The organism is Burkholderia lata (assembly GCF_902499025.1).
GTDB classification, from domain to species: domain Bacteria; phylum Pseudomonadota; class Gammaproteobacteria; order Burkholderiales; family Burkholderiaceae; genus Burkholderia; species Burkholderia lata_C.
In genome coordinates this window covers 108687-133831 of the sequence record NZ_CABVPW010000012.1, presented here as the reverse complement: position 1 = coordinate 133831, position 25145 = coordinate 108687, and the positions used below count along the sequence as shown (strand labels likewise).

General features: G+C 67.4%; 23 protein-coding genes. 19 read left to right on the top strand and 4 right to left on the bottom strand.

What is annotated here, in order from left to right; genetic code table 11:
- Positions 1-2: 2 nt before the first annotated feature.
- Positions 3-1181: a M20 aminoacylase family protein gene (locus BDI24065_RS14420; RefSeq protein ID WP_175031842.1), complete on the top strand. Its 1179-nt coding sequence runs from the start codon at positions 3-5 to the stop codon at positions 1179-1181.
- Here the strand turns inward: BDI24065_RS14420 and BDI24065_RS14415 are convergent.
- Complete coding sequence (locus BDI24065_RS14415; protein ID WP_254609765.1) at positions 1126-2664, bottom strand: alginate lyase family protein; 1539 nt, start codon at positions 2662-2664, stop codon at positions 1126-1128. The two genes, BDI24065_RS14420 and BDI24065_RS14415, sit on opposite strands and share 56 nt — an antisense overlap.
- Between BDI24065_RS14415 and BDI24065_RS14410 the strand changes: the two genes are divergently transcribed.
- Complete coding sequence (locus BDI24065_RS14410) at positions 2638-2955, top strand: hypothetical protein (RefSeq protein ID WP_175031841.1); 318 nt, start codon at positions 2638-2640, stop codon at positions 2953-2955. The genes BDI24065_RS14415 and BDI24065_RS14410 overlap by 27 nt on opposite strands.
- 35 nt (positions 2956-2990) lie before the next feature.
- On the top strand, positions 2991-3509 hold the full coding sequence (locus tag BDI24065_RS14405) for a DUF2867 domain-containing protein (protein WP_175031840.1): 519 nt from the start codon (positions 2991-2993) through the stop codon (positions 3507-3509).
- Positions 3510-3561: 52 nt separating this feature from the next.
- Here BDI24065_RS14405 and BDI24065_RS14400 read toward each other — a convergent pair whose 3' ends face one another.
- Both BDI24065_RS14400 and BDI24065_RS14395 read right to left on the bottom strand, forming a co-directional pair.
- Positions 3562-4650 (bottom strand): aldose epimerase family protein, encoded by a 1089-nt coding sequence (locus tag BDI24065_RS14400; protein ID WP_175031839.1) that lies wholly within the window; start codon positions 4648-4650, stop codon positions 3562-3564.
- A 27-nt stretch (positions 4651-4677) separates the two neighbouring features.
- Positions 4678-5871, bottom strand: coding sequence for a XylR family transcriptional regulator (locus BDI24065_RS14395; RefSeq protein ID WP_175031838.1), 1194 nt, complete (start codon positions 5869-5871; stop codon positions 4678-4680).
- Positions 5872-6139: 268 nt separating this feature from the next.
- Between BDI24065_RS14395 and xylA the strand changes: the two genes are divergently transcribed.
- From xylA to BDI24065_RS14320, 15 genes are all read left to right on the top strand, one after another.
- On the top strand, positions 6140-7462 hold the full coding sequence (gene xylA / locus BDI24065_RS14390; RefSeq protein ID WP_175031837.1) for a xylose isomerase: 1323 nt from the start codon (positions 6140-6142) through the stop codon (positions 7460-7462).
- A gap of 4 nt (positions 7463-7466) precedes the next feature.
- Entirely contained in the window at positions 7467-8945 is a 1479-nt protein-coding gene (gene xylB, locus BDI24065_RS14385) for a xylulokinase (protein WP_175031836.1), read from the top strand.
- Positions 8946-9069: 124 nt separating this feature from the next.
- A complete protein-coding gene (xylF, locus tag BDI24065_RS14380; protein WP_175031835.1) occupies positions 9070-10098 on the top strand; it encodes a D-xylose ABC transporter substrate-binding protein in 1029 nt (342 codons plus the stop codon).
- Positions 10099-10158: 60 nt separating this feature from the next.
- Complete coding sequence (xylG, locus tag BDI24065_RS14375) at positions 10159-11718, top strand: D-xylose ABC transporter ATP-binding protein (RefSeq protein ID WP_175031834.1); 1560 nt, start codon at positions 10159-10161, stop codon at positions 11716-11718.
- Positions 11715-12926, top strand: coding sequence for a sugar ABC transporter permease (locus tag BDI24065_RS14370; protein WP_175031833.1), 1212 nt, complete (start codon positions 11715-11717; stop codon positions 12924-12926). The genes xylG and BDI24065_RS14370 overlap by 4 nt, the downstream gene beginning before the upstream one ends.
- Before the next feature lie 50 nt (positions 12927-12976).
- Positions 12977-13279: a hypothetical protein gene (locus tag BDI24065_RS14365; RefSeq protein WP_438820012.1), complete on the top strand. Its 303-nt coding sequence runs from the start codon at positions 12977-12979 to the stop codon at positions 13277-13279.
- A gap of 609 nt (positions 13280-13888) precedes the next feature.
- On the top strand, positions 13889-15469 hold the full coding sequence (locus BDI24065_RS14360; protein ID WP_175031831.1) for an acetolactate synthase large subunit: 1581 nt from the start codon (positions 13889-13891) through the stop codon (positions 15467-15469).
- A 49-nt stretch (positions 15470-15518) separates the two neighbouring features.
- Positions 15519-16331: an SDR family NAD(P)-dependent oxidoreductase gene (locus BDI24065_RS14355; protein ID WP_175031830.1), complete on the top strand. Its 813-nt coding sequence runs from the start codon at positions 15519-15521 to the stop codon at positions 16329-16331.
- A 15-nt stretch (positions 16332-16346) separates the two neighbouring features.
- Complete coding sequence (locus tag BDI24065_RS14350) at positions 16347-17384, top strand: WD40/YVTN/BNR-like repeat-containing protein (RefSeq protein ID WP_175031829.1); 1038 nt, start codon at positions 16347-16349, stop codon at positions 17382-17384.
- A gap of 12 nt (positions 17385-17396) precedes the next feature.
- Positions 17397-17912 (top strand): VOC family protein, encoded by a 516-nt coding sequence (locus BDI24065_RS14345; protein ID WP_175031828.1) that lies wholly within the window; start codon positions 17397-17399, stop codon positions 17910-17912.
- A gap of 50 nt (positions 17913-17962) precedes the next feature.
- On the top strand, positions 17963-18568 hold the full coding sequence (locus BDI24065_RS14340; protein ID WP_124497069.1) for an amino acid synthesis family protein: 606 nt from the start codon (positions 17963-17965) through the stop codon (positions 18566-18568).
- 27 nt (positions 18569-18595) lie between these two features.
- On the top strand, positions 18596-19474 hold the full coding sequence (locus BDI24065_RS14335; RefSeq protein WP_175031827.1) for an alpha/beta fold hydrolase: 879 nt from the start codon (positions 18596-18598) through the stop codon (positions 19472-19474).
- Between the two features lie 3 nt (positions 19475-19477).
- The gene (locus BDI24065_RS14330) at positions 19478-21109 is read left to right on the top strand and encodes a bifunctional 3-(3-hydroxy-phenyl)propionate/3-hydroxycinnamic acid hydroxylase (RefSeq protein WP_175031826.1); all 1632 of its coding nucleotides are present in this window, start codon (positions 19478-19480) and stop codon (positions 21107-21109) included.
- Positions 21099-21431: an NIPSNAP family protein gene (locus tag BDI24065_RS14325; RefSeq protein ID WP_175031825.1), complete on the top strand. Its 333-nt coding sequence runs from the start codon at positions 21099-21101 to the stop codon at positions 21429-21431. The genes BDI24065_RS14330 and BDI24065_RS14325 overlap by 11 nt, the downstream gene beginning before the upstream one ends.
- Before the next feature lie 84 nt (positions 21432-21515).
- Positions 21516-22967 (top strand): NAD-dependent succinate-semialdehyde dehydrogenase, encoded by a 1452-nt coding sequence (locus BDI24065_RS14320; protein ID WP_175031919.1) that lies wholly within the window; start codon positions 21516-21518, stop codon positions 22965-22967.
- A 54-nt stretch (positions 22968-23021) separates the two neighbouring features.
- On the opposite strand, the gene BDI24065_RS14315 is transcribed toward BDI24065_RS14320, so the two are convergent.
- Positions 23022-23750 carry an IclR family transcriptional regulator gene (locus BDI24065_RS14315; RefSeq protein WP_175031824.1) on the bottom strand — a complete coding sequence of 243 codons (729 nt, stop codon included), beginning with the start codon at positions 23748-23750 and terminating at the stop codon, positions 23022-23024.
- 313 nt (positions 23751-24063) lie between these two features.
- Here BDI24065_RS14315 and BDI24065_RS14310 point away from each other — a divergent pair, with 313 nt between their 5' ends.
- The gene (locus BDI24065_RS14310; protein WP_175031823.1) at positions 24064-25119 is read left to right on the top strand and encodes a porin; all 1056 of its coding nucleotides are present in this window, start codon (positions 24064-24066) and stop codon (positions 25117-25119) included.
- Positions 25120-25145: the final 26 nt, after the last annotated feature.

Below are 25145 nucleotides of genomic sequence, written 5' to 3'. Positions count from 1 at the left end.
GATTGGAAAACGCCCTCCTCCCCGAAACATTGCTGAAAACCCATCACGCGCACTGGGCGACCTTGCGCCGCGACCTGCATGCGCATCCCGAGCTGCGGTTCGAGGAACACCGGACGGCCGACGTCGTGGCCCGCGAACTGGAAGACCTCGGCTACGCGGTGTCACGCGGGCTGGGCGGCACGGGCGTCGTCGCGAGCCTGCCCGGTGCGGATCCGGGTCGCGGCATCGTGCTGCGCGCGGATCTGGATGCGTTGCCGATCCACGAGGCGAACGACTTCGCGCATGCATCGTGCGAGCACGGAATCATGCATGCGTGCGGGCACGATGGCCATACCGTGATGTTGCTCGGGGCCGCGCGCATCCTGAAGGCGTTGCCGCAGTTGCCGGGCTCGGTTCATTTCGTGTTTCAGCCGGGAGAAGAGGGCGGCGCGGGCGCGCGCAAGATGATCGACGACGGGCTGTTCGAGCAATACCCGACGGAAGCGGTATTCGGGATGCACAACTGGCCCGGTTTGCCGGCCGGGCATTTCGGGTTGCGCACCGGCGCGATCATGGCCGCGGGCTCCCGGTTCAGGATCAAGGTGACCGGCAAGGGCGCGCATGCGGCACAGCCGCATCTGGGCATCGATCCCGTTCCGCTTGCCTGTTCGATGGTGCTGCAATGCCAGACCATCGCGGCGCGGCACAAGGATCCGGTGGATCCCGCCGTCATTTCCGTGTGCATGTTCCATGCGGGCACGACCGACAACGTCATTCCGGACAGTGCCGAGCTGCGCGGCACGATTCGTACGCTGTCCTCGGCATTGCTGCAACAGCTGCAGCGCGACGTCCGGCTCATGTGCGAGGGGCTGGCCGGCGCATATGGCGCGCAGGTCGACGTCGAGTTCTTCCAGTACTACCCGGCGACGGTCAACACGCCGGCCGAGACGGCACGCTGCGAAGCGGTGATTCGCGACACGTTCGGCGATGAGCACCTGTATCGTGACGTGCCGCCGAACATGACGTCCGAAGACTTCGGCTTCATGCTGGAGGAGCGGCCCGGCGCATACGTGCTGATCGGCAATGCGCCGGCCGGCGCGGCCGCGGCGGCGCTGCATCACCCGAAATACGATTTCAACGACGACATCATTCCGGCTGGGGTCCGCTATTGGGTCGCGTTGGCGCGGGATTATTTCCGTTGAGGGTGTACGTCAACGTGCCATACCCGAGCTGGTCGAAGCCGCCGCTGGTCGAGCCGTAATCACCGCCGCCGCCTTCCGGACGCACCCGCTGGGCGTAAGCGGCAACGCCCGGCGCATCGAGCTTCTTCAGTACCACATAGTGGTTGTAGAGCAATTCCCAGATCGGCCGCGTATCGCCCCGTGAACCCGGCGAAATCACCGGCTGCGTCGCGAGGCTGTCGGAATACGACGTGTAGGGCACGTCCTGGCCGAGGTTGTAGCGCGCGGCGTATTCGGCTCCCTTCAGCAGACGGTTGTCGTCATACCCGAACAGATCGTCTCCCTGGTTCCACGCCATCTGGCAGAACGCGCCCGCCAGCGCGAAGTCGAGCAGGGTGTGTCCCTGGTCGCGGCCGCTTTCCTGAACCTGGCCGAGCCCGTCCGGATACAGCGTCCAGACGAGGTGTTCGATCGAGCCGTTGCCCGCACCGTGCTTGAAATACTCGACCGCTTCGGAATAGATGTCCCGACGGTCGGCAAGCACACCGATCGCCAGCATCGACGCCATATTGGCCAGATCCCAGTTCGCCCAGTAATGGTCGCCCTTCGTGCCGTTGTGACGGGTCAGGAAGTCGTGGTTCATCGGATAGAACACCGTGAGCATCATCGACTGGAAACGACGAAAATCCGTCGCTTGCCATTGCGGCGACGTGCGCAGGATTTCCGCGGCGTTGGCCAGTTCATAGCCGTAGATGCCGGACGCGAGGAACTTGTCCGAGTTGCCGCCGATCATCGTCAGCTTGTCCGACCAGGCGTTCAGGATCCCGATGGCCTTGCCGGCATAGGCATCGTCACCGGAGACCTTCCAGCGCAGCGCGAGCGCATAGGCCGCTGCCGCGTCGTTGAACAGCAGCGAATAGTTCTCCGCGTGCTCGGGGTTCTTGCCGCGATAGACGGCATCCTGCGGACGCGGTGTCCAGCCCAGTGATGCGTGCCGGTTGGCGATCAAGCGCTGCCATCCTTGCAGCCATGGCTGTTTGCCCTGCGCCACGTTGATTCGCATGCGCTGGAAGTCCTGTTCACTGTGCAGCAGCCCCGGATGCGCGAACGGCTTCGCGTCGATATCGGACGGTGCTTGCACGGCCGCCACAGTCTGCTTCGCGTCTCCGCTGGTGTAAGCGTTCGCCGGGTGGGAGACGCAGACCGAGAGACTGGTCGTGGCGACGATTGACGCAATGAGTATCGATTTTCTGGACATCGGCAGATGAGCCTCGATGACGGAATGAACGGGGGTACCCGCGCCCTGTTGCGAAAGCAGAGCCCGTATCAGATCAACGAGCAGTCGAGAATGGCGTTGACGCTGTCGGCGCACGGAGCCGTTGTTTTTTGCCCGGATGCGCTCGACCGCGTGGGCCACGATATCGTGTACGGATGACGCGTCGATGTCCGGTTTGACGTTGCTGGCCGTGATGCGGCCGTGACCGTTCTCACACAGCCCGGTCACGCCAACCGGACCTACGAACTGGCGGGGGATCATGCTTATTCGCTGGCGGAGCTGGCCAGCGAAGTGTCGACGCATACCGGTCGGTCGATCGTCTACAATCACCTGCCTGCCGCGGACTACGAGGCCGCGTTACTCGGATTCGGTCTGCCGAAGATGATTGTCGATACCATCATCGATGCCGACCTGAAAGCATCGTCAGGTGAACTGGACAGTGCGTCCCGCGATCTTTCCAGGCTTCTCGGACGGAGCACCACGACGCTGGCCGAGGCGGTCAAGGTGGCGCTGACGTAATCGTGGATGGAATGAGGCCATTGAGGTGATCGGGCATGAGCAGAGACGCGAAGATCGAGCGAGTGGACTTGCCGCACACCTCACGGCTGAACCCGGCCTACGGCAGGGCGGATTTTGCCGACGCATTTTCGGTCGTCCTGCCGGAGACGGCCGCCCACGATGCAGAGCCGCTCGCAAGGCACCTCTTCGAAAAGCAGATCGGATGGGTGGCGATGCTGCTGAGCATCCGGGACATCCTCGTCCGGCCCTTTGGCCTCAAGCGATCGGTTGATCTTCTGGCCAAAGGGGATGACCGGATAAGTTTCTTTCGCGTATTCGAACGCTATCCTGACGAGATCATTCTCGGCGAGGACGACACGCATCTGAATTTCCGCGTGTCGGTACTCGTGCAGCCACCGTCCCGGAGCGGCCCCCGTCAACTGATCGTGTGCACGCTCGTTTTTTACAATCACCCGCTCGGCCGTGCCTACATTGCGTTGATCGCACCGTTCCATCGCAGGGTGGTGCGAGCCTCGCTTCAGCGGGCACAGCAGGAAGGATGGCCGCCCGCATGACGACAACTGTCGTGCGGCAGCGTCGCCTGCCGCCAGGGCAGCGCAGCGACACCTACGCGCAAACGCCTACCCGATACAGGGTCGTTTGCCGATAGACGGCACCGGGACGCAGGATGGTGTCGTGATCGCGTCCCGCCATGTTGACTTGATTCGGAAAGCAGCCGGCTTCGAGACAGAGTGCGGCGTGTTGCCCGCAGCGCATGCCACCGTTTGCGCGCACGCCGTCCAGGCCGTTGCCGGTATACAGCTGCACGCCGCGCTGATCGGTCGACACCGTGAGTTCGCGGCCGCTTTCCGGGTCGTACACGTGTGCGATCGGCCTGACACCCGGCGTGTCGTCGCGCAACACGTAGCAGTGGTCGAAGCCGCGTGCTCGTGCAAGTTGCGCATGCGGCCAGTCGAGACGCGCGCCAAGCGGCGCACTCCGTCGAAAATCGAATGCCGTGCCGGTCACGTCGGCCATGCCGGTCGGGATCAGCCGGTCGTCGATTTCGAGGAACCCATCGGCGTCGATGGTCAGCATGTGGCCGCGCACGTCGCTGCCCGGGCGCCCATTCAGGTTGAAATAGCTGTGATTCGTCAGGTTCAGCGGCGTGGGCGTGTCGGTGATGCCGGTGTAGTCGATCGTCAACGTGCCGTCGTCGCCGAGCACGTAGCGAACCTGCACCGTTACGTTGCCCGGGAAGCCCGCGTCGCCTTCGGGAGAATCGAGCCGCAGCGTCAGCCCGCCGCTGTCGTCGACGACGTCCCAGCGCTGGCGGTGAAAGCCGTTTGCGCCGCCATGCAGCAGGTTGCCGTTCTCGTTGTGGTCGAGTGGATAGTCGATGCCGTCTAGCGTGAATCGCGCATCGGCGATCCGGTTCGCCCAGCGGCCGATCGTCGCGCCGAAGTAGGCGCCCGATTCGACATACTCCGCGGGCGTGTCGTGCGCAAGCACGATATCGGCGAAGCGCCCTGTGCGGTCGGGTGCGAGCCACGACACGACGGTCGCGCCGAGGTCGCTGATGACGACGCGCATGCCGTGCGAGTTTCGCAACGTGTAGCGCTGCACGGGCTCGCCGTCGTGCAACGCACCCCATGGTTCGGAATGCAGACGAGCAGCGCCGGGCGTCAGTTGGGGGGAGTCGGTTTCGATATGCATGGACGGATTCGAAGTGGTCGGCAAGCTTCAGGTCGCAGCGACGGTGCGTTCCTGATATTCACGCGGTGTGCATCCCAGCTCGCGCCGGAACACCGCGTACATGTACTGGAGTGACGTAAAGCCGCAGCGGATCGCGACCTCCGCGCTCGACGCCTGCCGGCCGGCAAGCAGCGCCTGTGCGGCCTCGAGCTTGTGGCGCAGGATTTCCTGATGCACGGTGCGCTGCAATTCGCGTCGGAAGTGTTCTTCGAGCAGCGAGCGCGACACACCGACATAGTCTGCGACCTGCTCGGTCTTGATGCCCTGGCACGCGTACTGGCGAATGAAGTGGCGTGCGCGCATCACGTGCGGGCTCGCGAGCGGCTGGTGGCGCGTCGACTCGAGCACGTTGATCCCGACCGGCGGCACGAGAATGCGCTGCCCGGGAAAGCGCGCGCCACGCAGCATCCGGTGCAGCAGGTGCGCGGCGGTGCGGCCCATTTCCTCGGTGCCCTGGATCACCGACGACAACGGAATGCGCGTCAGCGTGCGCGTGAGCGGATCGTTGTCGATGCCGATGATTGCCACCTGTTCGGGCACGGCGATGCCCGCGATCAGACACGCCTGCAGCAAGTGCCGCGCGCGCGCATCGGTCACCGCGATCACGCCGACGGGCTTCGGCAGCGCATGCAGCCAGCCGATCAGTTGCTCGATTGCGTGATTCCAGCCCGAGGCGCTCGTCGACAGCCCGCGATAGATCGGCGCATCGAGCCCGTCGGCGCGCGCGAGCTGGTCGAACGCGAGCTCGCGCTGCTGCGCCCAGCGGTTCTCCTGCGCGATCGGCAGGCTGTACATCGCGAAATGCGCGAGTCCCGCACCGATCAGGTGCGTGTACGCGAGCGACACGAGCTTCGGGTTGTCCGTCGCAATATATGGGACATCGTCCGGATACTGTGCCGGATCCTCGTACGACGAGCCGACCGCGACGATCGGCAGCGGCGAGCCGGCGAGCGCGTTGGCGACGGCGGGATCGTCGAAGTCCGCGATGATGCCGTCGCCGTCGAAGCGTTCGATGCCGGTGAGCCGGCAGCGGAAGTCGTCTTCGAGGAACAGGTCCCACACGACGCGTGTCGTGTGCAGGTACTGGCCGATGCCGCTGATGATTTCGCGGTCGTAGACCTTGTTCGCGTTGAACAGCAGCGCGATGCGGTGCGGTGTCTGGGCGGAAGGGGCGCGGGGCATCTCGGTCTCGGGGCACGCGCCGCGCAGGCGCCGTGCCGTTGTCTCCGGGGCGCGCCATGGGGCGGCGGCGCGCGGTGGTCTGGCGTACGGCGATTGTAGGACGGAACGCGCGCCGCGCGAGAGCGGCTGGCAAGAAACATTAAGCGTGCTGCGCAATTTCGCAATTGCCGGCCGGCAGGGGCGCGGGCACGATCCAGCCAAACGAATTCGGCTGCGTGCGTCGCCGCGACGCGCGTTGCGCTGCAACAAGACCCTGCACGGAGACGCCATGTCGTATTTCGAACACATTCCAGCGATTCGCTACGAAGGTCCGCAGTCGGACAATCCGCTCGCGTACCACCATTACGACCCCGAGCGGCGCGTGCTGGGCAAGACGCTCGCCGAGCATCTGCGGATCGCGGTCTGCTACTGGCACACGTTCGTGTGGCCGGGGCATGACATCTTCGGGCAGGGCGCATTCCAGAGGCCGTGGCAGCAGCCGGGCGACGCGCTCGAGCGGGCGCGGCAAAAGGCCGATGCGGCGTTCGAGTTCTTCACGAAGCTCGGCACGCCTTTCTATACGTTCCATGACACCGACATCGCACCGGAAGGCGACAGCCTGCGGGAATATGCGGCGAATTTCGCGCGGATGGTCGACTATCTCGGCGAGCGTCAGCAGGCGAGCGGCGTGCGGCTCTTGTGGGGCACGGCGAACCTGTTCTCTCATCCGCGTTTCGCGGCCGGCGCCGCGACGAACCCGAACCCCGACGTGTTCGCGTGGGCCGCGACCCAGGTGTGTCATGCGCTCGACGCGACGCACCGGCTCGGCGGCGAAAACTATGTGCTGTGGGGCGGGCGGGAAGGGTACGAGACGCTGCTCAACACCGACCTGAAACGCGAACGCGAGCAGTTGGCCCGCTTCCTGTCGATGGTCGTCGAGCACAAGCACCGGATCGGCTTCACGGGCGCGCTGCTGATCGAGCCGAAGCCGCAGGAGCCGACCAAGCACCAGTACGACTACGACGTCGCGACGGTGCACGGCTTTCTCGTGCAGTACGGATTGCAGAACGAGATCCGCGTGAACATCGAGGCGAACCACGCCACGCTCGCCGGCCACTCGTTCCATCACGAGATCGCGAACGCGTTCGCGCTCGGCGTGTTCGGCAGCGTCGACGCGAACCGCGGCGATCCGCAGAACGGCTGGGACACCGACCAGTTCCCGAACAGTGTCGAGGAACTGACGCTCGCGTTCTACGAAATCCTGCGCCACGGCGGCTTCACGACCGGCGGGATGAACTTCGACGCGAAGGTGCGCCGCCAGAGCACCGATCCGGAAGACCTGTTCTACGGCCACGTCGGCGCGATCGATGTGCTCGCGCTCGCGCTCGAACGCGCGGCGGTGCTGGTGGAGAACGACCGGCTCGACGCACTGCGCCGGCAGCGCTACGCGCAGTGGGACGACGCGTTCGGCCGCAAGATCCTGTCGGGCGACTATACGCTGCAGTCGCTCGCGGCCGATGCGCTGGCGCGCGGGGTGAACCCGCAGCATGCGAGCGGCGCGCAGGAGCGGTTCGAGAACATCGTGAACCAGGCGATCTACGGGCTGCGCTGACGCCATGTACATCGGGCTCGATCTCGGCACGTCGGGCGTGAAGGCGGTGTTGCTCGACCGCGACGGCGCGGTGCGCGTGAGCGCGAGCCGCCCGCTCGCGGTGAGCCGGCCGCGGCCGCGCTGGTCCGAGCAGGCCCCGCTCGACTGGTGGGACGCCACCTGCGGCGTGCTTGCCGCACTCGTCTCCAACGCGCGCACGGCGGGTATCGATCCGCGCGACATCGACGCACTGGGACTGACCGGCCAGATGCACGGCGCGACGCTGCTCGATGCGCATGGCGCCGTGCTGCGCCCCGCGATCCTGTGGAACGACGGCCGGGCGGATGCGGAGTGCGCGGAACTCGAACAGCTTGCGCCTGCCCTGCGCGCGGTGGCCGGCAACGTCGCGATGCCGGGTTTCACCGCCCCGAAGTTGCTGTGGGTACGTCGTCACGAACCTGACGTATTCGCACGCATCGCCCACGTGCTGCTGCCGAAGGACTACCTGCGCTACCGGCTGACCGGCGCATTCGCGACCGATCCGTCGGATGCCGCCGGCACGCTGTGGCTCGATGTCGCGAAGCGCGACTACGACGACACGCTGCTTGCCGCCTGCGGGCTGTCGCGCGCGCAGATGCCGGCCGTGTTCGAAGGCAATCGCGTCACCGGCACCCTGCTGCCGGCCGTCGCGCGCGCGCTCGGGCTGCGCGAGATCCCGGTGGTGGCCGGCGGCGGCGACAACGCGGCCGGCGCGGTGGGTGTCGGCATCGTGCGGCCCGGCGATGCGTTGCTGTCGCTCGGCACGTCGGGCGTCTATTTCGCGGTGTCGGACGGGTTTCGCGCGAATCCCGAATCGGCCGTGCACAGCTTCTGTCACGCGCTGCCGCAGACGTGGCACCTGATGTCCGTGATGCTGAACGCGGCCGGCTGCGTCGACTTCACCGCGCAACTGGCCGGCTACGGCGGCGTGGCGGCGCTGCTCGACGATGCGCAGACGAATGTACGTGCGAGCCGCCCGTGGTTCCTGCCTTACCTGAGCGGCGAGCGTACGCCGCACAACGACGTGAATGCGAAGGGCGTGTTCTATGGGCTCACCCCCGACACGCAGCGCGCGGATCTCGCGAACGCGACGCTCGAAGGCGTCGGCTTCGCGCTGCTCGACGGCATCGACGCGTTGCATGCGGCGGGGCTTGCGCCCGACAGCATCACGGTGATCGGCGGCGGCTCGCGCAGCGCGTACTGGACGCAGATGCTTGCCGATCTGAGCGGCCGCGCGCTGACCTTGCGCGCGGGCGGTGAGGTGGGGCCGGCGCTGGGCGCCGCGCGCCTTGCGCATCTCGCGCTCGAACCGGATGCGCCGCTCGACGACGTGTGCCCGCAGCCGCCGGTCATCGCGGTGCGCGAGCCGGACATGGCGCGCCACGCGTGGTATCGCGACGTGCGGCGGCCGACGTTTCGTGCGTTGTATCGCGCGCTCGAACCGGTGTTTGCGACCGGCGCTTGACGTGCGGATCGCTGACGCGATGCTCATCGCACGATGGCGTGCTTTGCAGTGACTCGATGCGGGCGGCGCATTTCGGCGTCGGCCCGGCGTTCGTGAGGTTGTCCAAAAACAAGGAGTTGGAGACATGAGATCCGTGACGCGTCGTACCGTATTGAGTTCGCTTGCCGGCGCCGCTGCGCTGGCGATCCTCGCGCTGGGCACGCCGCTCGCGCATGCGAGCAAGGACAAGCCCGAAATCGGCTTCTGCATCGACGACCTGCGCGTCGAGCGCTGGTCGCGCGATCGCGATTATTTCGTCGCGGCCGCGACGAAGCTCGGCGCGAAAGTATCGGTGCAGTCGGCCGACGCGAGCGAGGAGCGGCAGATTTCGCAGATCGAGAACCTGATCTCGCGCGGCGTCGACGTGATCGTGATCGTGCCGTTCAACTCGAAGACGCTCGGCAACGTCGTCGCCGAAGCGAAGAAGGCCGGCATCAAGGTCGTGTCGTACGACCGGCTGATCCTCGACGCGGATGTCGACGCGTACATCTCGTTCGATAACGAGAAGGTCGGCGAGCTGCAGGCGCAGGGCGTGTTCGATGCGAAGCCGAAGGGCAACTACTTCCTGCTCGGCGGCGCGCCGACCGACAACAACGCGAAGATGCTCCGCGAGGGCCAGTTGAAGGTGCTGAAGCCGGCGATCGATCGCGGTGACATCAAGGTCGTCGGCCAGCAGTGGGTACCCGAATGGAGTGCGTCGACCGCGCTGCGGATTACCGAGGATGCACTGACCGCGAACAACAACCGGATCGATGCGATCGTCGCGTCGAACGACGGCACGGCCGGCGGCGCGATCCAGGCGCTCGCCGCGCAGCATCTGGCCGGCAAGGTGCCGGTGTCCGGGCAGGACGCGGATCTCGCGGCGGTCAAGCGCGTGATCGCCGGCACGCAGACGATGACCGTCTACAAGCCGCTCAAGCTGATCGCGAGCGAAGCGGCCAGGCTTGCCGTGGATCTCGCGAAGGGCACGAAGCCCGCGTTCAACGCGCAATACGACAACGGCAAGAAGAAGGTCGACACGGTGCTGCTGCAGCCGACGCTGCTGACCAAGCGCAACGTCGACGTCGTCGTGAAGGACGGCTTCTATACCCAGGCGCAGCTGGCGAGCCAGTAACGACGCGACGCGCGGGCAGCTCACCGGCGCGCCCGCGCGCATCCTGCGAGGCATGAACGAATGACGGAACCCTTGCTGACGATGCGCGGCATCGTCAAGGAATTCGATGGCGTGAAGGCGCTCGACGGCATCGACCTCGCCGTGCGGCCCGGCGAATGCGTCGGGCTGTGCGGCGAGAACGGCGCGGGCAAGTCGACGCTGATGAAAGTGCTGTCGGGTGTCTATCCGCACGGCACGTGGGACGGCGAAATCCGCTGGGAAGGCGCGCCGCTCGCGGCATCCGGCGTGCGCGACACGGAGCGGGCGGGCATCGTGATCATCCACCAGGAGTTGATGCTCGTGCCCGAACTGTCGGTTGCCGAGAACATCTTCCTCGGCAACGAGATCACGCTGCCGGGCGGGCGCATGCACTTCGCGGCGATGGTCCGGCGCGCCGAGGAACTGCTGCACGAGTTGCGGATCGATACGATCAACGTCGCGCAGCCGGTCATGAACTACGGCGGCGGCCACCAGCAGTTGATCGAGATCGCGAAGGCGTTGAACAAGGACGCGAAGCTGCTGATCCTCGACGAACCGTCGTCGTCGTTGAGCGCCGCCGAAACGCGGATCCTGCTCGACATCGTGCGTGACCTGAAGCAGCGCGGCGTCGCATGCGTCTACATCTCGCACAAGCTCGACGAGGTGGCGGCCGTCTGCGATACGGTCACCGTGATCCGCGACGGCCGTCATGTCGCGACCGAGCCGATGCGCGCGCTGACGACCGACCGGATCATCGCGATGATGGTCGGCCGCGAGATCCGCGACCTGTATCCGCGTGAACCGCACGAGATCGGCGAGGTCGTGCTGGAGGCACAGAACGTGACCTGTCGCGACGTGACGAACACGCGCCGCAAGCGGGTCGACGACGTGTCGTTCAGCGTGCGGCGCGGCGAGATCCTCGGTGTCGCCGGGCTCGTGGGCGCGGGCCGCACCGAGCTGATGCAGGCGATCTTCGGTGCGTATCCGGGCGCATGCACGGCGACCGTGCTGATGAACGGCCGGGTGCTGTCGATCCGTTCGCCGGCCGACGCGATCCGGGCCGGGATCGCGATGGTGCCCGAGGACCGCAAGCGCCATGGCATCGTGCCGCAGCTCGGCGTGGGCCACAACATCACGCTGGCGGTGCTGCGGCGTTTCGCGGCGCGCGGGCGGATCGACGCGGCCGCCGAACTCGACGCGATCCGCACCGAGATGCAGCGGCTGTCGGTGCGCGCCGCGCATCCGTTCCTGCCGATCGCGAGCCTGTCCGGCGGCAACCAGCAGAAGGCGGTGCTCGCCAAGATGCTGCTGGCCGAGCCGCAGGTGCTGATCCTCGACGAGCCGACGCGCGGCGTCGACGTGGGCGCGAAGGTGGAGATCTACCGGCTGATCTTCGCGCTTGCGAAGCGTGGCGTCGCGCTGATCGTCGTGTCGTCTGAGCTGCCCGAAGTGCTCGGGCTGGCCGATCGTGTGCTGGTGATCGGCGAAGGCGAGCTGCGCGGCGATTTCGTCAACCAGGGCCTTACGCAGGAACAGATTCTCGGCGCCGCGCTGAAACCCGCGCGGCTGCCCACCGAACCCACCGCAGCGAGTGCAACATGAATTCCGAACTTTCTTCCTCGACCCCGGCGACGCCGGATGCAGACGCGCGTCGTCGCGCCGGCCGCGCTACGGGGCTGCCGTTGCGCCAGGTCTTCGCGCGCTACAAGCTGCTCGCGCTGCTGTTGGCGGTCGTCGTGATCTGGGCGTTTTTCTCGGTGCTGACGGACGGTGCATTCGTCACGCCGCGCAACGTATCGAACCTGCTGCGGCAGATGTCGATCACCGGCATGCTCGCGTGCGGGATGGTGTTCGTCATCATCGCGGGCGAGATCGACCTGTCGGTCGGCTCGCTGCTCGGGCTGCTCGGCGGCGTCGCCGCGATCCTCGACGTCAACCGCCACTGGCCGGTCACGGCGACGGTCCCGGCCGTGCTCGCGCTCGGCGTGTTGATCGGGCTCTTCAACGGCTGGTGGTCGACCTATCGGCGCGTACCGTCGTTCATCGTCGGGTTGGGCGGGATGCTCGCGTTTCGCGGGATCCTGCTCGGCGTGACGGGCGGCTCGACGATCGCCCCCGTGTCGGACGGCTTCGTGTTCATCGGGCAGGGCTATCTGCCGCGCGTGGTGGGGGACGGCCTCGCGATCCTGCTGTTCGCGCTCGTGTTGCTGCTGGTGGTGCGGCAGCGCGCGACGCGGCGGCGCTACCGGCTCGCGGTCGCGCCGCCGTGGCAGGACGTCGCGAAGATCGTCGGCGCCGGTGCGGTGCTGTTCGCGTTCGTCGCGACGCTCGACCGTTACGGCGGTATCCCGGTGCCCGTGCTGCTGCTGCTCGTGCTGCTCGGCGTGTTCTCGTGGATCGCGACGCAGACCGTGTTCGGCCGGCGCATCTACGCGGTGGGATCCAACCTGGAGGCGACGCGGCTGTCGGGCGTCGATACCGATCGCGTGAAGCTCGCGATCTTCGCGCTGATGGGGTTGATGTGTGCGTTTGCCGGCCTGGTGAATACGGCGCGGCTGGCGGCGGGGTCGCCGTCCGCGGGGACGATGGGCGAACTCGATGCGATTGCCGCGTGCTTCATCGGCGGCACGTCGATGCGCGGGGGGGCGGGCACCGTCTACGGCGCGCTGATCGGCGCGCTCGTGATGGCGAGCCTCGACAACGGCATGTCGATGCTGGACGTCGACGCGTACTGGCAGATGATCGTCAAGGGCGCGGTGCTGGTGCTGGCGGTGTGGATCGACGTGGTGTCGCGGTCGAACCGGCGGTGACGAACCTGTCGGCCGGAGGCGACGAGAGGACGACCATGGAAAGAAACACGATGCGCGTGCCGAACGTTTCTACGTCAGCGGAGGCGACGCTCGGGGAACCGGATGTCGGTCCGGTGCTGGGCCTCGGTGATCCGCGCGACCGCCGGGTCATCGCGGATGCGCTGCGGGTGCTGCTGCGCGAGCGTTCCGAAGCGCTCGCGTTCGCGATGCGTATCGCAGACGAGTGCGGCCGTTCCCGGCCCGATGCCGCCGATTTCGCGCTAAGCGACATCATTCGGCTGGCGCGTATCGTCGAGCGGGTGGAGCGGGACGGCGCGTTGAAGAACGATGCCGTTCCAGCCGGTGTGCGCTGACGGCGACGCCACTCACCGCGCCTGCTTAACAGGCGCGCCGCTATCACGTCCGTCTCGGTGCGAGTCGCGCTCGCCGATTCCGGTGCGGACGCGCGTTGCCCCGAAACCTCGATCGCAGGCAGCGACAACGCCTGGGCATCGGCGGCGCTCAGGTCGGCCGTGCCGACGACGATGGTCATCGGTGCGGCCGCCCGATTCTTCCTGCTCATACCCCGTCCCTTGATGTGATCTGCGTTCGGGCATGGCCGATGACCTCGCGCCGACGTCTGTGTTCCAAGCAGTACATTTGCGCCGGCATTTAAGGCAAATGAGACGCATGCGCAATCGTAGGGTGATGACGCCGCGTCCAATATGAAGTAGCCGCCAGCGGGGCGGCGGCCGGAGGCCTCTGGTCGATCATGAGAATCGTAAAATTCCGAATGGCGGGAATCTGGGTAATTTCGGACGATGCGAGACGAATCATGGGTAGGTGGGATTCACTGAAATATCGCAGAAATGGTCGATGAGTCGTGTGTGGCAAGGATGGCATGTATGTTTTTGGGTGTTTGACAAATCCCGTAATTCGGGATTACAGTAAAACCCATCTCATTCAAACCGTCGAGCGGCCGCATGAACATCCCACAGTTGGACACCGATACCGGAACCCGAAGCGGGGCGAGCGTCGTGCTCGAGACGGCGCGCAATGCCGGCGTCGACGTCTGTTTCGCCAATCCCGGCACCACCGAGATGCCGTTCGTCGGCGCGCTCGATACCGTGGCGGGAATGCGCTCGATCCTCGGGCTGTTCGAAGGCGTGTGCACGGGCGCCGCGGACGGCTACGGCCGCATGGCCGGCAAGCCCGCGATGACGCTGCTGCATCTCGGGCCGGGTCACGCAAACGGCATTGCCAACCTGCACAACGCGCGCCGTGCGCGCACGCCGATCCTGAACATCGTCGGCGATCACACGCGCGATCACCTGAAGTACGACGCGCCGCTCACGTCCGACATCGAGTCGCTCGCCCGCCCCGTGTCGGTGTGGTATCGCAGCGTCGCGCGCGACACGGATCTCGCGACCGATACGGCCGATGCGATCTCGGCCGCGATGGGCGCGCAGCGCGGCGTCGCGACGCTCGTGCTGCCGGTCGATCTCCAGTCGGTCAAGGTGCGCGATGCGGTGTCGCCCGCCGTCGTTCGTCCGGCTGCGGTGACGTTCGACCCCGGGCAGGTCGAGCGGGTCGCGGATCTGCTGCTCAGCGGCCATCGCGCGGTGCTGCTGATGGGCGGCCGCGCACTGTCGGCGCGCGGGCAGCGCGCGGCGGCGCGCATCGCGGCGGCGACCGATACGACCTGCTTCAGCGAAACCTTTCCGGCGCGCGCCGAGCGCGGCGGCGGCCTGCCGGACATCGACCGGCTGCCATACTTCCCCGAGCCGGCGCTGGCCGCGCTCGCCTGCCGGCGCGTGGTGCTGGCGGGCGCGCTCGCGCCCGTCACCTACTTCGGCTACGAAGGCATTCCGGGCGAACTCGCGCGGCCCGAAGACATCGTGACGCTCGCCGCACCGGGCGACCCGGCCGACGACGCGCTCGAAGCGCTGGCGGATCGCATCGGCGCGCCGGCGCACGCCGACGGCGTGCCGGTCGAGTGCTGGCCGGTCGAGGAGGGGCCGCTGACGCCGCAGGCCGTCGGCCGCGTGCTGGCGAATGCGTTGCCCGACGACGCGATCGTGTCGATCGAGGGCGGCACGTGCGGCTATCCGTTCGTCACCGCGTCGGCGCGCGCCCGTCGTCACACGATCCTCACGAATACGGGCGGCGCGATCGGCCAGGGTTTGCCGGTCGCGCTCGGCGCCGCCGTCGCGTGCCCGGAACGCCGCGTGTTCGCGCTGCAGTCCGACGGCAGTGCGCAGTACACGATCCAGGCGTTGTGGACGATGGCGCGCGAGCGTTTGCCGGTCGTCATGCTGATCGCATCGAACCGGCGCTACGGCATCCTGCAGACCGAACTCGCGCGCAGCGGCTTGCCGGCCGACACGCCGCACGCCAGCCGCCTGACGTTGCTGGACGATCCGCCGATCGACTGGCTCGCGCTGTCGCGCGGCTACGGCGTGCCGGCCGAGCGCGCGAGCACGACGCAAGCGCTGGTGCAGGCGCTCGACGACGCGCTCGAGTACGCCGACGGGCCGACGCTCATCGAAATGTGCCTGTCCTGATCGCGCAACCCGCTTTCCCCTTCAATCCCGACTCTCACCTTTCATCGCTATGGATCTGCAACTCCACGGAAAAGCCGCGTTCATCACCGGCGGCAGCATGGGCATCGGCAAGGCCGTCGCGCTCGAGCTGGCCCGCGAAGGCGTCAACGTCACCATCGCCGCGCGGCGCATGGAACACCTCGAAGCGGCCGCCGCCGAGATTCGCGCGGAACTCGCGCCGCTGGGCGACACGGCGGGGGCGATCCTGCCCGTGACGGTGGACACGACCGACATGGCGTCCGTCGAAGCGGCGATGGCCGCGAGCGTCGAGCGCTTCGGCCGGCTCGACATCCTGCTGAACGGCGCCGCGCATCCGGGCGGCCTCGTGCGGGCGGAGCTGGAACACGCCAGCCCGGAGGGGTTGCTCCAGGACATCGACATCAAGGTGGTGGGCTACCTGCGCTGCGCGAAGGCGGCCGCGCCCTACATGCGGCGCAACGGCTTCGGCCGGATCGTCAACATCGGCGGCCTCACGGGCCGCGGCAGCAAGCAGCTGTCCGGCATGCGCAACGTGGCGATCGTGCACCTCACCAAGACGCTGTCCGACCAGCTCGGCCCGTCCGGCATCACGGTCAACACGATTCACCCGGGCGTCGTCGAGACGCCGCACATCCACGAACTCTACGAGAAAGAGGCGCAGAAGCAGGGGCTCACGGCCGCGGAGGTCGAGGCGAACTACGTGAAGGTCACGCCGATCCGGCGCGTGCTGCAGCCGGAAGAAATGGGGTGGATCGTCGCGTTTCTCGCGTCGCCGAAATCCGGCTCGATCACCGGCGAGTCGATCGGCTGCGACGGCGGCCTCACGCGCGGCATTTTTCTCTGACCCAAGGAGCATTTCATGACCGCAACCGTACTGGTCGCCACGGCCGGGCAAGGCATCCTGCGCTCGAACGACGACGGCAAGACCTGGCATCGCCTCGGGCTCGCCGAGCCGATCGAATTCGACGGCATCGTGCGCGCGCTCGCGGTGGACCCCGCGACGCCGTCGCGTGTCTATGCCGGCGCCGATGCGGGGCTGTGCATCAGCGAGGATGGCGGCGCGCACTGGTTTCGTCCCGAGAACCTGCTGAACGGGCAGACGGTCTGGTCCATCGCGATCGATCCGGCGAACCCCGCGGTGCTCTATGCGGGCACCGGCGCACCGTCGCGCGCCGCGCTGTACAAGTCGAGCGACGCCGGCCTGACGTGGGAGAGAACGGCGCCCGAGTTCCCCGAGTTCTGCGCGGGCGTCAATCGCCCGCGGCTGCTGACGATCTGCGTGGATCCGGACGACGGCCGCAACGTCTGGTACGGCGTGGAGGAGGGCGGCGCGTGGCGCAGCCGCGACGCCGGCGCGAGCTGGGCGCGCGTGGACGGCCCCGGCACGGCGATCCGCAACAGCGACATTCATGCGATCGCCGTGCTGTCCGCCACGGCGGACCGGCGCAAAACCACGGTGCTGCTGACGGTCAACGCGGTGTACGTGAGCGAGGACGATGGCCAGACCTGGGACGCCAAACAGTCGCGCGACCGCTTCGACGGGCTGTACTACACGCGCACGGTCGTGCAACTGCCGGAGCCGGAAGGCGACCTGCTGATGGCGATCGGCGACGGCACGCCGGGTACCCGCAGCCGCATCTACCGCTCGACCGATCGCGGCTACGCGTGGCACGAGACGGATCTGCAGACGCCGCCGAATTCCACCTTCTGGGCGTTCGGCGTCCATGCGGCCCGGCCGGCGCTCGTCTATGCGGGCACCAAGTACGGGCACCTGTTCTGCTCGCGCGACGGCGGCCGGAACTGGGCCAGGGAATGGCGCGATTTCAGCGAGATCACGGCCGTCGCGTGGACGCCGTTCGAAGCGCCGCTCGTCGCCCACGCGCAGTCGATCAATTGAGTGGAGCGAACGATGACACCGTCCGACATCCAGCGGGACGCCGAGCGCGCGAACGCGAGCGGACTGCCGCTGCCGACCCCGCGCGTCCAGCGCACCCACCTGTCGCTGTTCGTGCGCGACCCCGTGCGCTCGAGCACCTGGTACGCCGAGGTGCTCGGCATGACGGAAACCGCGCGCGGCGAGCAGTGGGTGTTCATGTCCTTCGGCCAGAAGCACCATGACATCGCGCTGATCCGCGCGGCGTCCGACGCGGAGCTCGGCACGATCGGCCTGCAGCACTACGGGCTCGAAATCGCCGGCGGCCTGACCGAACTGCGCCGCCTGTACGGGATGCTGATTCGCCGTCACGTGCCGATCGTCAAGATCACCGATCACAAGGTCGGGATCGGCGTGTACTTCACGGACCCGGACGGCAACCGCCTCGAATTCTTCTGCGAAACCGTCACCGACGACGAAGAGGGCAAGCGCGTGCTGCACCTGTACAACGCACCGAGCGACCCCGCGCAGCTCGAGCCGCTGTTCGACTGACGCGCCGGTCTTCCATTTCCGCATGACCGACACTTAATAGAGGATTCCTGATGAGCAAGATCGCCAATTTCGAAGGTTTTCATATCCGCAAGTGGTACACGCAGATCGAGGATTCGCTCGCGAACGAATCCGGCCAGCTCGCGGACGGCGAGCCGCTGCGCAAGATCGTGATCGCCGCGGCCGTTCACAACCCGTATGCGGGGCGCTTCAGCGAGAACCTCGACGACCTCGTGCGCCCGTCGCCCGCGCTCGGCAAGGAGTTCGCGCGGCGCATCGAGTCGCTCGCCGCGGGCCGTGCGATCGAGAGCTACGGCAAGGCCTGCCTGGTCGGCTCGGCCGGCGAGTATGAACACGGTAACGCGTTCCTGACGTCGATCTTCGCGGAGCCGATCCGTGCGGCGCTGGGCGGCGGCAAGTCGTGGGTGCCGTCGAGCGGCAAGCGCGGCCCGGTCAACACGGTGATCGACGTGCCGCTCGCGCACAAGGATGCGCTCTACGTGCGCTCGCACTACGACACGGTGACGTGCCTGTTCCCCGATGCGCCCAACGACGACGAAGTGCTGGTGATCTTCGCGTTCGCGACGCGCGGCCGCCTGCATGCTCGCCTCGGCGGGTTGAAGGCGAGCGAGATCGTCGGCCGCGACGGCCTGGTCTGATCGCGGATGCCGGCCGGGGAGGAGAGGATGAATACGGCATCCGTCAACGAGGGGTGGGTCGACAGCGACGGGCTGCGGCTGCACTACGTGAGCTGGGGGCGCGACGATGCACCGGCGGTGGTGATGCTGCACGGCTTGCGCAGCTACGCGCATACGTGGGAGCCCGTCGCCGATGCGCTGGTCGATCGCTACCGCGTCGTCGCGCTCGATCAGCGCGGCCGCGGACGCAGCGACTGGGATCCGCAGCGGGACTATTACGCGGCGGCCTACGTGCGCGATCTCGACGCGTTGGTGCGCGCGCTCGACCTGCAACGGTTCGTGCTGGTCGGGCATTCGATGGGCGGCGCCAATGCGTTCGTCTATGCCGCGGCGCAGCCGGAGCGGCTCGCCGGTCTCGTGATCGAGGACATGGGGCCGGGCGCGTCGGCCGGTTCGCAGGGTTCGGAGCGCATCAAGCGCGAGCTGAAGGAGACGCCCGCCGCGTTTGCGTCGTGGGACGAGGCGCGCGCGTTCTGGCGGCGCCAGCGGCCGAACATCACGGAATCCGCGCTCGATTCGCGCGTCGTGCACTCGCTGAAGGAGGACGAACCGGGGCGGATCGCATGGCGTCACGACGCCGACGGGATTGCGGCGGCGCGGCTGGCCGCCACGCCGGCGCAGCTCGTCCACCTGTGGCCGCTGATCCTCAACCTGCACGTGCCGACCCTGTTGTTGCGCGGCGGCGAATCGGACTTCCTGTCCGCGGACGTGGCAGCCGAAATGGCGGCCGCCAACGCGGGAATCGAGCGGATCGACATTCCCGGTGCGACGCATTACGTCCATGACGACCAGCCGGCGGCATTCAATCACGCATTGCGACCGTGGCTCGATCGTCTGGACGATCCGGCGTGGCGGGCGGGAGTCTGACGCATGAACCTGAACCATGCGAACCGGACGTCGGTCGCGATCGTCGGCGCGGGGCCGAACGGCGCGGCGATGGCGAACCTGCTCGGTCTCTATGGCATCGAGACGGTGATCCTCGAGAAGGCGCCGCAGATCGTCGAGTTTCCGCGCGCGGTCGGCATCGACGACGAGGCGCTGCGGCTGTTCCAGACCGCGGGCCTCGCCGACGAACTGAGCCGCGACATCATCCAGAACGTGCCGCTGCGGATGTTCAAGGCGAACGGCGAATGCTTTGCCGACATCCGCCCGTCGATCCGCGAATTCGGCTGGTGGCGGCGCAACATCTTCATGCAGCAACTGGCCGAGCGGACGCTGCGCGACGGGCTGGCACGCTATCCGCACGTGTCGTTGCGGACCGGCGACGAAGTGGTCGGCCTCGACCAGGACGACGAACGCGTCACGCTGCAGGTGCGCCGCGCCGACGGGCAGCACTACGCGCTCGAGGCCGACTACGTGGTGGCGGCCGACGGCGGCCGCAGCCCGATGCGCGAGTGGCTGGGCGTCAAGCTGGCCGGCACCACCCATCCGATGAAGTGGGTCGTGGTCGACGTGAAGAACGCCGGGCTCGACCAGCCGTGCACCGCGCTGAACTGCGACCCGCGCCGCCCGAACGTCTGCATCTACCTGCCGTTCAATTTCCGGCGCTGGGAGTTTCTCGTGTTCCCGCACGAGGACGAAGAGGCGATCGCGCAACCGGAATCGATCCGCGCGCTGATCGCACCGTACGTCGACGATGTCGACCGCCTCGAGATCGTGCGCGCCAGGACCTACACGCACCATTCGCGCGTGGCCGAAAGGTTCGTCGTGGGCCGCGTGGCGCTCATCGGCGATGCGGCGCACCTGACGCCGCCGTGGATCGGCCAGGGCCTGAACGCGGGGTTGCGCGACGTGGGCAATCTCGCGTGGAAACTGGCGGGCGTCGTCAACGGCGCGTTGCATCCCGGCGTGATCCACACGTACGAATCGGAGCGGCGCGATCACGCGAAGGCGATGATCGACCTGGCGGACACGTTCGGCGCGATGCTGATGCCGACCAGCCGGATCGTCGCCTTCCTGCGCGATCGCTTTCTCGGGCTCGCGCGGTTTGCACCGGGCCTGAAGGACTACATCCTGCAGATGCGTTTCAAGCCGATGCCGAGCTATACACGGGGCGTCGTGCTGCCGGAGGCGCCGGACACCGCGGTCGGCAGGATGATCGCGCAGCCCGACGTCGAGACGGCCGACGGTGTGCGCCGCAAGCTCGACGACGTGCTGGGCCCGTGGTTCTCGATCGTCGGCTGGCAATGCGATCCGCAGGCCTGCCTGAGCGACGACGACCGCGCGTACTGGGCGGCGCTGGGCGCGACGTTCGTTCAGGTCAATCGTTCGCGCAGCGGCACCGGTCGCGCGGGGCGGTTGGCCAGCGGCCACGGCAGCACGTGCGTCGAAGACGTCGACAACGCACTGGCCGACTGGTTCGACCGGCATGCGGGCCCGCTCGTGGTGGTGCGCCCCGATCGCTACGTGGCCGCGCAGACGGATGCCGTGGGAATGGCCGGCGTGACCGCGGCCTTTCAGGCGTTCGCGCCGCGACAACAGGAGGAAGCCCATGTTTGTTGAGCAACGCACCTACACGCTGGTGCCGGGCGGCGTTGCCGAATATCTGCGGCTGTACGCGGAAGGCGGGCGCACGGCGCAGGAGCAGGCACTCGGCACGATGGTCGGCTGTTTTGCGACGGAAGTCGGGCCGCTGAACCAGCTCGTCTATCTGTGGGCGTTCGATTCGCTGGACGATCGTGCGCGGCGGCGTGCCGTGCTGATGGCCGATCCCGAGTTCAGGACGTTTCGCGGCAAGGTCCGGCATCTGCTCGTCAGGCAGGAAAACCAGATTCTCCGGCAGGAAATCGGCGGCCTGTTGCGTGCGCCGAGCCAGGACGCGTGATGCGATCGTCGCACCGTCCGCGCCCATCGTGCAGTCTCTACCGAGGTATCCGTCTTGATTCCGTTTACACCGCTGACGTCGCACATGACGCCTGATGCGCCCCACGATTACGCGCCGCTCCATCTGTATGTCGATGGCCGGTTCCTGCAGGCCGACGGCCGGCGCACGCAGCCCGTTCTCGATCCGGGAACCGGCCGCGTGCTCGGCGAATTGCCGCATGCGACAGCGGACGATATCGACGCCGCGGTGCACGCCGCGCATCGCGCATTCGCGGCGTGGCGGCGCGAGTCGCCGCTCGTGCGCTCCGACATCCTGCGCCGCGCCGCCGCGCTCGTGCGCGAGCGGGCCGACACGATCGGCCGTCACATCACGATGGACCAGGGCAAGCCGCTGCGCGAGGCAATCGCCGAGGTCGTGACGTCCGCCGAGCAGCTCGAATGGCATGCGGAGGAGGGGCGCCGCACCTACGGCCGCGTCGTACCGTCGCGTTCGCCCGACGTCGCGCAGACCGTATTGCGGGAACCGATCGGCGTGTGCGCGGCGTTTTCGCCGTGGAATTTCCCGTTCAGCCAGGCCATGCACAAGATCGCGGCCGCGCTCGCGTCCGGGTGCACGCTGGTCCTGAAAGGGCCCGAGGAATCGCCGAGCGCGATCGTCGCGCTCGCGCGCATCTTCCACGATGCCGGATTGCCCGCGGGGTGCCTGAACATCGTCTGGGGCGCACCGGGCGACGTGTCGAAGCAACTGATCGAATCGCCGCTGGTGCGCAAGATTTCGTTCACCGGCTCGGTGCCGGTCGGCAAGCAACTGGCCGCGCTCGCCGCGTCGCACATGAAGCGCATGACCATGGAGCTGGGCGGGCATGCGCCGGTGCTCGTCTGCGCGGATGCGGACATCGAGCGCGCCGCGACGATGCTGGCCGCGTACAAGTTTCGCAATGCCGGGCAGGTCTGCGTGTCGCCGACCCGGTTTTTCGTGCAACGCCCGGTGTTCGAACGGTTCGCCGCCGCGTATCTCGACGCGGTCGGCAGGATTCGCGTCGGCTACGGGCTGGAAGACGCGACCACGATGGGCCCGCTCGCGCATGCGCGACGCGTATCCGAGATCGACGCATTCGTTGCCAACGCCAGGGCGAAAGGGGCGGAGATTGCCGCGGGCGGCACGGTCCTGCCGGGGCCGGGGCACTATTTCGCGCCGACGGTCGTGCTCGGCCCGTCGCGCGACACGCGCCTGATGAACGAGGAGCCGTTCGGTCCGATCGTCGGGATCGTGCCGTTCGACGCGCTCGACGATGCGCTCGCCGAGGCCAACCGTTTGCCGTTCGGCCTCGCGTCGTATGCGTTCACCGAATCGGCGCGCAACGCGCACCGGATCAGCCGCGCGCTCGAAGCCGGCATGGTCAACATCAATCACTTCGGGATGGGGCCGGCGGAGATCCCGTTCGGCGGCGTGAAGGACAGCGGCTTCGGCAGCGAGGGAGGAACGGAGACGTTCGACGGTTACCTGGTCACCAAATTCATCACGCAGATGAACTGACCGTGTGCATGTCGACGTTCACGCGTGGCGTCGGATGCGACGGCGCGCGAATCGTCAGGTGGCGGCGCCGATCTGGGCGGTGGCGTCGATCAGGAGCTTGCCGAGCACGTGCTCGTCGAACAGCGCGAAGTGTTCGGCGCGAAAGACGAGCGACAGGCTGCTGTTGATCTCGCCGCTGCTGGCGGTGCGGATCGGCGCGGCGATGCCGACGAACCCTGCGTCGAGTTCGCCGCGCGAGATCCAGTATCCCGCGTCGGTGATCTGCTGGCAGGCGCGCCAGAACTGCGTCCAGTCGGCCGCGAACTCGCCGAGCTCGTCGTTGTGTCGTTCGTGCAGGCGCTTCAGGCGTGCACGCGACATCGCGGCCACGATCACTTTCGACGACGCACCCAGGAACAGCGGCATGATGCGGCCGCGGCCGAATCCCAGCTGCAGGTTCTCCGCGCCGGTTTCGTGCATGACGTTGATGATCTGCTCGTCGAACAGCGTCGACACGAGCGCATCGCCGCCGGTGACCTGGACCAGCTTCTGGATGACGGGCTTCGCGGCGGTGAGCGTCGGGTCCGACTGCCGCATGTTGTAGTCGAGATGGATGATGCGCGGGCCCAGCGTATAGCGGCCGTTGCTGCCGACGAGCAGGCCGACGGACGCCAGTTCCTTCACGTAGCGGTAGCACGTGGTCCGCGAAAAGCCCATGTGTTCGGCGATCTCCTCGGCGGTCATCGACGTCGCGGACGACGAGAAGACGTCGAGGATGGACAGCATTTTGGTGAGGCTCGACATGACGTGATCCGGGGTTCAGGCGGCTTGCGGCAATGAAACGGGAAGGACGAACGCGGCTGGCGCGGCCGGGCTGCGGCACGGCGTGCGGCACCGCGGGCGACAGGGTCGTAGTCTAACTTAAGTCGCGCAGGCGGTAAGCGGAACCGTGCCGGCGAAAGTTCGGGAAGCGGGCCGGCCGCGGTGCAGCGGATCGCTGCGCCGCCTATTGATTGGGATTCCTATTTTAATCGGGAAAAGCATGACGAATCGATGTCGTCGCCGTGCCGCCGGTTCACGCGCGCATCGATCGGGAAAATTCAATGAGGAGAAGAAGATGAAAGCGTGGTTCCGGATGGTGGCGTTGTGCGGTTGCGGTGCCGCTGCACCGACGTTCGCCCAATCGAGCGTGACGCTCTACGGTTCGCTGGACACGGGCGTGACCTATACGAGCAACGTGGCGGCTGCCCCGCATGGCGGGCGCCAGCTCGCGTTGCAGGCGGGCGTGTCGCGCAACGACGTGTGGGGCCTGACGGGCAGGGAGGCGCTCGGCGGCGCCAACTTTGCCGTGTTCCGGCTCGAAAGCCAGTTCCAGACGTCGGACGGCACGCTGACCGTGCCGGGCTCCGCATTCAGTTCGCAAGCGTACGTCGGGCTCGGCGGCGACTGGGGCACCGTGACGCTCGGGCGTCAGTTCGATTTCGTCGGCGATCTCATGCCGTCCTTCGCGGTGGGCGCGAACACGCCGGCCGGCCTGCTCGCGTGGGGGTTGCCGGCGAATGCGTCGGCAGGCGGCGCGCTCGACAACCGCGTGTGGGGCGTTCAGGTGAACAACGCGGTGAAGTACGTGAGTCCGACGTTCGGCGGTATCGCGTTCGGCGGCATGTGGGGCTTCGGCAACGTGCCCGGCTCGGTCGCGCGCAGCAGCGTGCAGAGCGCGATGCTGTCCTACACGCAGGGCGCGTTCAGCGCCGCGCTCGCGTATTTCGGCCAGCACGACGTGACCGCCGGCGGCAATCTGCGCAACTTCTCGGGCGGGGCCGGCTACAACTTCGACCGGTTTCGCGTCTTCGGCATGGTGTCGGACGTGCGGATCGGCGCTGCCGCGCCGTTGCGGGCAACCACCTACGACGCCGGGCTGACCTGGTCGGTCACGCCGTCGTTGCAGCTGGGCGGCGGCTTCCAGTTCCAGCAGCGCGGCGGCGACGTCGGCTCGGCCAATCAAGTCACGCTGAGTGCCGATTATTCGCTGTCGAAGCGTACCGGCCTGTACGCGGTGCTCGCCCGCGGGCACGACAGCGCTTACGGTGCCCAGGTCGAGGCCGCGCTCGGCGGCGCGGCGGCCGGCTCGACGCAGACCGCGGTGCGCGTCGGCTTGCGGCATCAGTTCTGACGGCACGGGACAGCACGGGCTGCCGC